This is a genomic window from Streptomyces himastatinicus ATCC 53653 (genome assembly GCF_000158915.1).
Classification (GTDB): Bacteria; Actinomycetota; Actinomycetes; order Streptomycetales; family Streptomycetaceae; genus Streptomyces; species Streptomyces himastatinicus.
Genome location: NZ_GG657754.1, coordinates 9,611,494 through 9,620,350, shown reverse-complemented (window position 1 = coordinate 9,620,350; position 8,857 = coordinate 9,611,494). Strand labels below are relative to the sequence as shown.

Here is an 8,857-nt window from a genome sequence, read left to right as displayed (position 1 = left end):
GGTGCTCGGTGTGTTCCAGACCGGCGAGGTGGACACGGTCTTCGCAGCGCGGGCCCGACGCCGACCGCCTGGAGATGGGCGTCGGTGAGCGTGCTCGCGTTGACCGTGAGCACACAGCACCTCTGGTCGTGGCGCAGCGTCTGGAGCACCAGGGGGACCTGGAGGAGGCTGGAGGTGGCCACCGGGACCCGCAGGGCGTCGGCGAGTTCCGGCTGATGGACGGCGAGGAAGCCGCAGCAGGTGGTCACGGCGGCCGCCCCGGCGTCCTGGAGGCCGGTGGCGGCGGCCGTGAGCGCGGGCAGCAGACCCTCGGCCGAGCGCTCCACCACCTGGCGGGTGCCGGCCCCCGGCGCGACCGCCATGGCGACGGGGAAGTCGAAGCTGGCGGGGTTGCCCACGTCACCGGCCGGGCGGGGAATCCGGTTGTCCAGCATGACGATCCCGATGTCCGCCATCGTCTCTACTCCTTCGTCAGCGCGGTGCGATGGGTCTCCTCGAGGGCAATCACGCAGATCAGCGAGATGACCGCCGCCCCGATCACATACCAGGAGACTGCCATGCCCGATCCGGTGGCGGACACCAGCGCCGCGGCGACCAGTGCCGCCGGTGCCCCGGCGACCACGCTGGACATCTGATACGCCACCGAGGCCCCGGTGTAGCGGTAGCGGGTGGGGTACTGCTCGGCGTACAGAACGCTGTTGAGCGCCCCGGTGGGACCGTAGCCGCACACCAGCGCCAGGACGATCGCCAGCGCGATCAGATACGGGTTGCGCGTGTCCAGCAGCCAGAAGAAGGGGACCGCGAACAGGGCGATGAACAGGGTGCCCGCGAAGTACACCGGGCGGCGTCCGATCCGGTCCGACAGCGCGGCGTACAGCGGCATCGCCGGGAGCAGCAGCGCGGCGCCGATGAGCACCCCGCTCAGCGCCCAGGACTGCGGCAGCCCAAGGTCGCCTTCGACGTAGGACAGCGAGTACACGGTGAAGAGGTAGTAGCCGATCGTGGACGCGGCCTGTACGAAGATCAGCAGAAGGGTCTGCTTCTTGGCGTGGCGCATGACCTCGGCGAGCGGCAGCTTGGGCCGCCTCCGCGCGTCCTTCAGGGCCTGGAACTCGGGCGGTTCGGGCAGCCGTTTCCGCAGGTAGAGCCCGAAGGCCACGAGCAGTCCGCTGAACAGGAACGGGATCCGCCAGCCCCAGCTGAGGAACTGCTCCTCCGGCAGCAGCGAGAACAGCGCCACCATGCCCGCCGAGGCCAGCTGCCCCGCCGGTACGCCGAGCTGGCAGGCCGACGCGTACAGCCCGCGGCGTTCGGTGGGGGCGCTTTCGACGATGAGCAGCGCCGCGCCACCCCATTCGCCGCCGAGTCCGATGCCCTGGAGCATGCGCAGGAACACCAGCAGGACCGGGGCGAGGACACCGACCTGTCCGACGGTGGGCAGCAGCCCGATCGCGAAGGTGCCGATACCCATGATCAGCAGGGTGGCCACCAGGGCCTGCCTGCGGCTGAGCCGGTCGCCGAAGTGGCCGAAGATGACGCCGCCGAGGGGCCGGAAGAAGAACGCGACACCGAAGGTGGCCAGGGAGGTCAGGGTGCCCGCGGTGGCACCGAGGTCGGAGAAGAACACCTTGGGGAACACCACGGCGGCGGCACTGCCGTAGAGGAAGTAGTCGTACCACTCGATGGCGGTGCCGGTGAAGCTCGCCCGGGCGGCCCGCATGGCGGTCGGATGGTCGACCGTGGGGGCGGCGGAATCAGGCGGTGTGGAGAGGGTTGCGTGAGCCTCCATGAGCGGATCCTTCCGGGAACCTGCACGTGCTGTGAAGAGGGCGGACGATCGGGAGTACAGGGGACGGCCGGTGGCGGGGTCAGTACACGGGGCGGCCGGTGGATTGGCCCGGTCAGCACGGCCTCCCAGGGCGCGACGGGCGGTGCGCGCGTCCTTGTGCTCGGGTACGGGGACATGGACGACCGATGGCCCCTGGCGGCCGACCGACTCCTTGACCAGCACGTCCAGCTGGTCGAGCGTGGTGGCCCTGGCGCCCGGGAGGCCCATGCCGGTGGCCAGCGGCACCGGGTCGATCGGCCCGGGGTCCACCCCGAAGTAGCGCCGTTCGAGGAACAGGTGCTGGAGCATCTTGATCCAGCCCATCGAGGTGTTGTCCAGCACGACGTAGGTGATGGGCAGCGCGAGACGGGCCGCGGTCTCCCAGTCGCCGACGCCCATGGCCAGGCTGCCCTCGGTGGTCACGCACAGGACGCGCTCGCCCGGGTGGGCGACGGCCACGCCGATCGCCGCCGGGATGGCGTAGCCCATCGGCCCGTGGCCACGGGGGATCACCACCCGCCAGCCCTCCCCCGAGCTCTCCCAGTACGCCGAGAGGTTCGGCGTCGGGGTGCCGGGGTCGGCCACCACCCAGGCGCGCGGGCCGAACACCCGGTGCAGGGCCCGGATCACCTCGCGGGGCTGGAGCCGTCCCTCGCCCGGGTCCGGCAGCTCGTCGGCGGCGGTGCGCGCCCAGGCGTCCCGTACGGCGGCGATGTCCGCCTCCCGGGCCGCCCGGGCCGCTGCGGTGGCGGCCGGGAGCCGGTCGCGCAGCTGGTCCAGGACGGTCGCCGCGTCACCGACGAGGGGCACACTGCCGGGGAAGTTGTGGCCCGCGCGGGAAGCGTCCGTGTCGATCTGCGCCACCCGGACACCGGGGTCGCGGGGCGGGGAGGTGTAGCCGTTGGTGTCGGTGGAATTGGCCCGGCTGCCCACGATGAGAACGGCGTCGGCACCGGCCAGGTAGTCGTTGGCGTAGCCGCGGCAGCCGTTGCCGCCCGCGACGCCGAGGGAGAGCGGATGGTCCTCCGGGACCGCGCCCTTGCCGTGGATCGTGGTGGCCACCGGGAGCGCGCCGTGCTCGGCGAGGGCGCGCAGTTCCCGCCAGGCGCCCGAGGCGTGGACGCCGCCGCCCGCGAAGATCACCGGCCGCTCCGCGCGCGCCAGATCAGCGGCGACACCCGCGACGGCGAACTCGGAGGCGCCGGGGCGGGCGGCCGGGAGCACCGGTTCGCCCTCGGGAACGGCGGCCGCCGCGTGTTCCTCCAGCACGTCCTCGGGGAAGATCAGCGCGACCGGCCCGGGGCGGCCGCCGGTGGCGGTGGCGACGGCCTCCGCGACCAGCGCGGGGATGTCCGCGGCGCGCTCGGCGGTACGGCACCACTTGGTGACGGCGCCGAAGAGCGCTTCCTGGTCGATCTCGGTGATGGCGCCGGAGCCACGGCTGCGCCGGTGGATGTCACTGGTGATCGCCAGGACCGGCACGCTGGAGGCGTACGCCTCGCCCAGGCCACCGGCCAGGTAGACGGCGCCGCCGCCGCTGGACGCCTCGCATACGCCGATCCGCCGATGGGTCCTGGCGTAGCCGTCGGCCATGTAGCCCGCGTGCCGTTCGTCCCGGGCGAGTATGTGGCGCGGGGCGTCGGTGTGCCGCGCGAACACGTCGTACAGGACGACGCCGGTGTCGCCGGGGACGCCGAAGACGGTGTCGACGCCGTGCCGGACGAGCGTCGCGACGAGCAGTTCGGCCCCGGTCGGGTTCGTATCGCAAGCCATGGCGGGCTCCGTTCACAGAAAGCGGCTCGGGCAGCGGTTCGGAAGACGGCTCAGAAGACGGCGGTTTCGAGTTCGAGCGCCCGGTCGGTGAAGCGGGACAGCCGCAGCGCAGACAGGTCCAGGGGCGGGGCGCCCGTCAGCCACCACTCGGCGAGCGCCGCGCCGACCGCCGGGGACTGCATGAAGCCGTGGCCGGAGAAACCCGCCGCGACCCACAGCCCCGGCACCTCGTCGACCGGGCCGACGATCGCGTGGTCGTCGGCGGTCATCTCCCGCAGCCCGGCCCAGCCCCGGGTGACCTCCAGCCCTTCCAGCGAGGGGAAGCGGTGGGAGAGCGCACCGGCCAGGGACTCCACCCGCGACCAGTCCACCGTCGCCTGTTCGCTGCTGGGCGCGTCGCGGTCGTTGCCGCCGACGATCGCCGTCCCGGCCGCCTCGGGGTGGACGTACGCGCCGCTGGCCATGTCGACGGCGAGCGGCAGCCCGCCGTGCAGGGCGGGCAGCGGGCCGGTGGCGAACGCCTGCCGGGGGTGCGGCCGTACGGGGATGTCCACCCCGCACAGCCGCCCCACCCCGCGGACCTGCGGCCCCGCGGCGAGCACGACCAGCTCGGCGTCGAGCGTGCCGTCCGCGGTCCGGACGCCGCGTACCGCGCCGTCGGTGTCCGTGACGAGCCCGCGGAACTCGGTGTGCTGCCGGACCTCCGCCCCGCGGGCCCGCGCTCCGCGCAGATATCCGGCGACGGCGTCGGTCGGCGAACCGGATCCGTCGGCGGCGGAGTAGGTCGCGCCCAGCAGGTCGTCGGTCCGGATCCCGGGAAAGAGACCGGCCGCCTGCCGCGGGTCGAGCATCGTCACATCGACGCCGAGGGACCGCTGGAGTTCCGCGTTCTTCTCGAAGGTACGGAGGGTGGCGGGGTCCGAGATGAGGAAAAGGTAACCGTGCTGCCGGAAATGCATCGGCGCGCCGGTCATTTCCTCGAAGTCGCGCCAGAACGGGAGCGAGCGGCGCACCAGCTCGATATTCACGCGCGTCGAGAACTGCTGCCGGATACCTCCGGTCCCGTACGCCGTCGTGCCTTCTCCCGGCAGTCCGCGTTCCACCACGGTGATATCGCGGTATCCGCGTTCGCTCAGGTGGAAGGCGATGGAGGTACCGATCACGCCGCCGCCGACAATGATGACGCGGCCGCCGTTCAGTGTTTCCCGGCGCAATTGGAACCTCCTGAAGGGCGTGCGGGTCGGTGTTGCGTCAGTTGTAGACCCGGCTCCCACGGCGGACAAGAGGCCCGAGGCGCAGTGATACTTCACGCGCCGTAAAGCGTTCGTTCACCTGCCCGCCGGACAGGAATTCAGAAAGCGCGTGAGTACGTCCCGGAAAAGGAAGCCGGCATCGCCTCACGGCGCGGTGTCGCCCCGCTCCGTGGCCCGCGCGAGCACCTCCGGCAGATCGCCCAGCCGATCCAGCCCCCGGACCGCCTGGGCCATGCGGTGGTTCCCGGCCAGGCGCTCCCGGTGCCGGTGCAGAAAGGACCAGTAGCCGGTGGTGTACGGGCAGGCCCGCTCACCGGTCCGGTCCCCGGGGCGGTAGGCGCAGGGGCCGCACAGGTCGCTCATCCTGTTGATGTACGCCCCGCCGGAGGTGTACGGCTTGGTCGTCATCAGCCCGCCGTCGGCGTACTGCGACATGCCGACGACGTTCGGCAGCATCACCCAGTCGTAGCCGTCGACGAAGCAGCGGTGGAACCAGTCGGTGACCGCCGCCGGGTCCCAGCCGTCCTGGAGCGCGCGGCTGCCGAGCACCATCAGCCGGGGGATGTGGTGGGTCCACCCGGTGTCCCGGACCTGGGCCAGCACCGTGGCCAGGCAGTGCGCGGTCACCGCGTCGGCGTCCAGGTCCAGGAACCAGCCGGGCAGCGGGGCGGTGTGGCGCAGGGCGTTGCGACCGCGGTAGTCCTCGCGGAAGTGCCAGTACAGATGCCAGACGTACTCCCGCCATCCGGCGATCTGCCGTACGAACCCTTCGGCACCGGCCAGCGGCACGGCACCGTCGCGCCACGCGCGCTCCGCCCGGTCCACGCATTCGGCCGGGTGCAGCAGCCCGAGGTTGAGCGGCGCCGACAGCTGGCTGTGGCACATGACCGGGTCCGCCGCGAGCATCGCGTCCTCGTAAGGACCGAAGCAGGGCAGCCGGTGGGTCACGAAGTGGCGCAGCGACGCCAGCGCCTCGCGCCGGGTGGCGGGGAATTGCCGTGGCCCGTCGCGGCCGACGAAGGAGACCGTGCCGTCGCGTTCCCAGCGGTCCAGGTCGTGCCGTACCCGGTCGTCGATCTCGTCCTCGTGGGGGCGCCAGGGGCCGGGGGTGTCGAGGGTGCGGGCGCCGCGCGGCGGCGGTTCGCGGTTCTGGGTATCGAAGTTCCACCGGCCACCGGCGGGTTCGTCGCCCTCCATCAGCAGCTCGTGTTCGCGGCGCACCCAGCGGTAGAAGTCCTCCATCCGCAGCCGTCCGCGGGCGTGCTCCCCGGCCCAGGTGGTGAAGTCCTCCATCGTCACCAGGAAGCCCTTCGCGGGCAGCAGATCGACCTGGCCGAGCGACCCGACCAGCTCCAGCGCCCGGCGGGAGGTCGGGTGGCAGACCGTCACCCGGTCCCGTCCGGCGGCCTCGGCCAGCCCCTCGCGGTAGGTCCGGGCCCGGACGTACCGCACCCGGTCGCCGAGTTCGGCCGCCCGGTGGCGCATCGCCGACAACAGCAGATGCGCCTTGGCCCGGTGGAAGCGGCGGCGGCTCAGCACCGACCGCGCCTCGATCATGATCAGCGGGGCCTGGGGGTCGGGGCCGTGGTGGCGGTGGTCGGCGAAGTGCGGGCCGAGCTGATCGCCGAAGAGCCAGTGCTGACGTGTCGTCATGGTTCGAACGCCTCCCGGCAGACACGGATATGTCAGGCTATGCGCCGCGGTCATCCGCCCGTCCACGACGCGCCACGCACCGCCCTCCGGTCGCTGCCCGACCGCCCGGACGACCACCCGGCGACCGGCGGACACACGGTACTGACATCGGATTTAAGGCTTTTGATCACTTGGGGCGTTCCCGCCCGTGTTGCGCCCGGCAGCCTCGACAATGTGCGCATGGCCGAACACTGGAAGCGAAAGCTGGACCGGCTCCACGCGGATCTGGTGCGGCGCGACGACCCCGCCGCATGGGTCACCGAAGCCGACGCCGTGGACGCGTCCTCCCGTTATCCGCATCTCGCCCTCCGCGGACCCGTCTTCGGTCTGGCCGTTCAGGACCCCGCCGCCGGGGAGCACTGGCGGCTGGTGAAGCCGGTGACCGGCGGCACGCCCCAGGAGGCCCGGGACGAGCTGAACTCGCTCCTGTGGTTCAAGGCCAAGGACGACACCGACGACCCCGCCACCCGCCGCGCACTGCTCGCCGCGGTGGCCCGGCTCGAGAAGAAGCCGCTGAACGAGGTGACCGTGCTCGGCGTGCGCTACCGGGTGGTGCGCGGGGACGAGTTCGCCCGCACCGGCGAGCACAACCTGGAGCCGCCGCGGCCCACCGACCCGGAACCGTCCCTCATCTCCTGGGACGGACGGCACGAGGCCCGGTCGCCCGACACCGGCTTCGTCCTGGACCCCGAGCAGGACGGGGCCGGGCTGATGGCGGGCGCCATGAAGCTGGCGCTGAGCACCTTCGCGTACTCCGGATCCCGGTTCCCCGCCGTCGTGCGCAAGCACTCCGAGCGGGCCGTCACCACCCATCCCGACATCGTCCTGCTGCCCGTCGGCTTCGGCATCGCCGAGCGCGCCGGGCAGCGGTGGCGGCCGCAGAGCGCCCTGATGCCCACGCCGCACGACGCGCGGCGGCTGCTCTACCAGGGGATGGCCGAGATGTGGCCGCTGCTCTACGAGTTCGGCGAGCGCAAGAGGGCGGTGTACGCGCAGGCCGCCGAGGAATTCCGGCGCGCCCGCCGGGCCGACGAGGCCCGCGTGGACGGCCGCGTGTTCCGGATCTGCCGCATCGAGCGGATGGTGCGCTGCGGCCGCGACGGGCCGGAGCAGCCGCGCCCCTCGGACCTCGACGACTACGGCCCCATGAAGATGCACCCGACCATGGACGAGCACGGCACCCTCCACGACAACGGCTGACCCCGTGGCGTATCAGCCCTCGGAGGCCGACTGATCCGCGTGGCCACCGGCCCCGAGGAGTCCGGTCGCCTCGAAGCGGGTCCGCTCGGCCAGCCGCGGCAGCTCCCGCGCGGAGAACCAGGTGACCAGCGGCGGCAGCAGGGGGCGGACCGGCTGGGCCAGGCGCAGCCAGGGCGGTGCGTAGACGGTGGCGGCGCGGCGTTCGACTGCGGTCACCATGCGGGCGGCCACCGTGGCGACGGGGTGGACGCGCCTGGCCGGTGGCGGCATATGGGCGCGTAGTTCCCTCAGCACTCCGTACCGGTCCACGTCGCGGATCATGTCGGTGGCGGTCCAGCTCAGATAGCCGATGCCGACACCGACCCCTTGGTGGGCGAGTTCGGCGCGCAGGGACTGGGCGAAGGATTCGGCGCCCGCCTTCGAGGCGCAGTACGCGCTCATCATGGGCGCGGAGCCGAAGGCGGCCGTCGAGGCGATCTGGAGGAAGTAGCCGCGGGTGGCGAGCAGTCCGGGCAGAAAGGCCCGCGCGGTGTTCGCGCTGCCGATGAGGTTCACCTCTACCACGCGCCGCCAGGTGGCCGGGGGCGATTCCCCGAAGGGTCCGCCCTCGGCCACGCCCGCGTTGGCGACGACGACCGACGGCCATCCGACGCGGTCGTGGATCTGCCCGGCCACCCGGGTCATCGCCGCGTCGTCGGCCACGTCCACCGCGTAGCAGTGGGTTTCCGCGGCGAGCGAGTCGGCCACCTGCGCGAGGGTTTCCTCTTCCCGGCCGAGGAGGACGACCCGGGCGCCGCGCCCCGCCAGTTCCCGGACCATGGCCGCGCCCAGTCCGCGGGCGGCACCGGTCACGACGGCGAGGCGTCCGGTCAGGGGGCTGCGGTTCCGCACGGTGGCGCTCCCGGGTCGTAGGGCGGGGCTGATGCGACCGTACGGGCCCGGCCCGGGCCGCGGCGCGACCACCGCCGCGGCCACCGGGCGGCGGCACCTGTTCGGCGGCCTAGGGGGTGTCCGCAAAGTCCCGCCGGGCCCGCGACGCCTGGCACGCACGCTCGCTGCGTTGTCGGGATCACCCGAGTAGGCCCTCTGGAGGGCGCCCCTCCGCCTTGCG

At 72.7% G+C, this 8,857-nt stretch carries 6 protein-coding genes; 1 reads left to right on the top strand and 5 read right to left on the bottom strand.

Annotated elements, in window-relative coordinates:
• The 4 genes from SSOG_RS54390 to SSOG_RS40630 form a co-directional block, all read right to left on the bottom strand.
• Positions 1-455: aspartate/glutamate racemase family protein (locus SSOG_RS54390; RefSeq protein WP_245606489.1), on the bottom strand; the 455-nt coding region annotated here is incomplete at its 3' end.
• 5 nt (positions 456-460) lie between these two features.
• Positions 461-3,601 (bottom strand): MFS transporter, encoded by a 3,141-nt coding sequence (locus tag SSOG_RS49795; protein WP_078510528.1) that lies wholly within the window; start codon positions 3,599-3,601, stop codon positions 461-463.
• A 50-nt stretch (positions 3,602-3,651) separates the two neighbouring features.
• A complete protein-coding gene (locus SSOG_RS40635) occupies positions 3,652-4,815 on the bottom strand; it encodes an NAD(P)/FAD-dependent oxidoreductase (protein ID WP_106516542.1) in 1,164 nt (387 codons plus the stop codon).
• Between the two features lie 183 nt (positions 4,816-4,998).
• Positions 4,999-6,507: a cryptochrome/photolyase family protein gene (locus SSOG_RS40630; protein ID WP_009720140.1), complete on the bottom strand. Its 1,509-nt coding sequence runs from the start codon at positions 6,505-6,507 to the stop codon at positions 4,999-5,001.
• A gap of 219 nt (positions 6,508-6,726) precedes the next feature.
• On the opposite strand from SSOG_RS40630, the gene SSOG_RS40625 reads away from it, so the two are divergent.
• Positions 6,727-7,746: a DUF5954 family protein gene (locus SSOG_RS40625; protein WP_039939911.1), complete on the top strand. Its 1,020-nt coding sequence runs from the start codon at positions 6,727-6,729 to the stop codon at positions 7,744-7,746.
• Positions 7,747-7,758: 12 nt separating this feature from the next.
• Here SSOG_RS40625 and SSOG_RS40620 read toward each other — a convergent pair whose 3' ends face one another.
• Entirely contained in the window at positions 7,759-8,637 is an 879-nt protein-coding gene (locus SSOG_RS40620) for an SDR family oxidoreductase (protein WP_009720138.1), read from the bottom strand.
• Between the last annotated feature and the right edge of the window lie 220 nt (positions 8,638-8,857).

Bases quoted from the DNA above. Each gene is read 5' to 3' on its own strand.
- SSOG_RS49795 (WP_078510528.1), bottom strand. From the start codon at position 3,601: ATGGCTTGCGATACGAACCCGACCGGGGCCGAACTGCTCGTCGCGACG.
- SSOG_RS40630 (WP_009720140.1), bottom strand. From the start codon at position 6,507: ATGACGACACGTCAGCACTGGCTCTTCGGCGATCAGCTCGGCCCGCAC.
- SSOG_RS40625 (WP_039939911.1), top strand. From the start codon at position 6,727: ATGGCCGAACACTGGAAGCGAAAGCTGGACCGGCTCCACGCGGATCTG.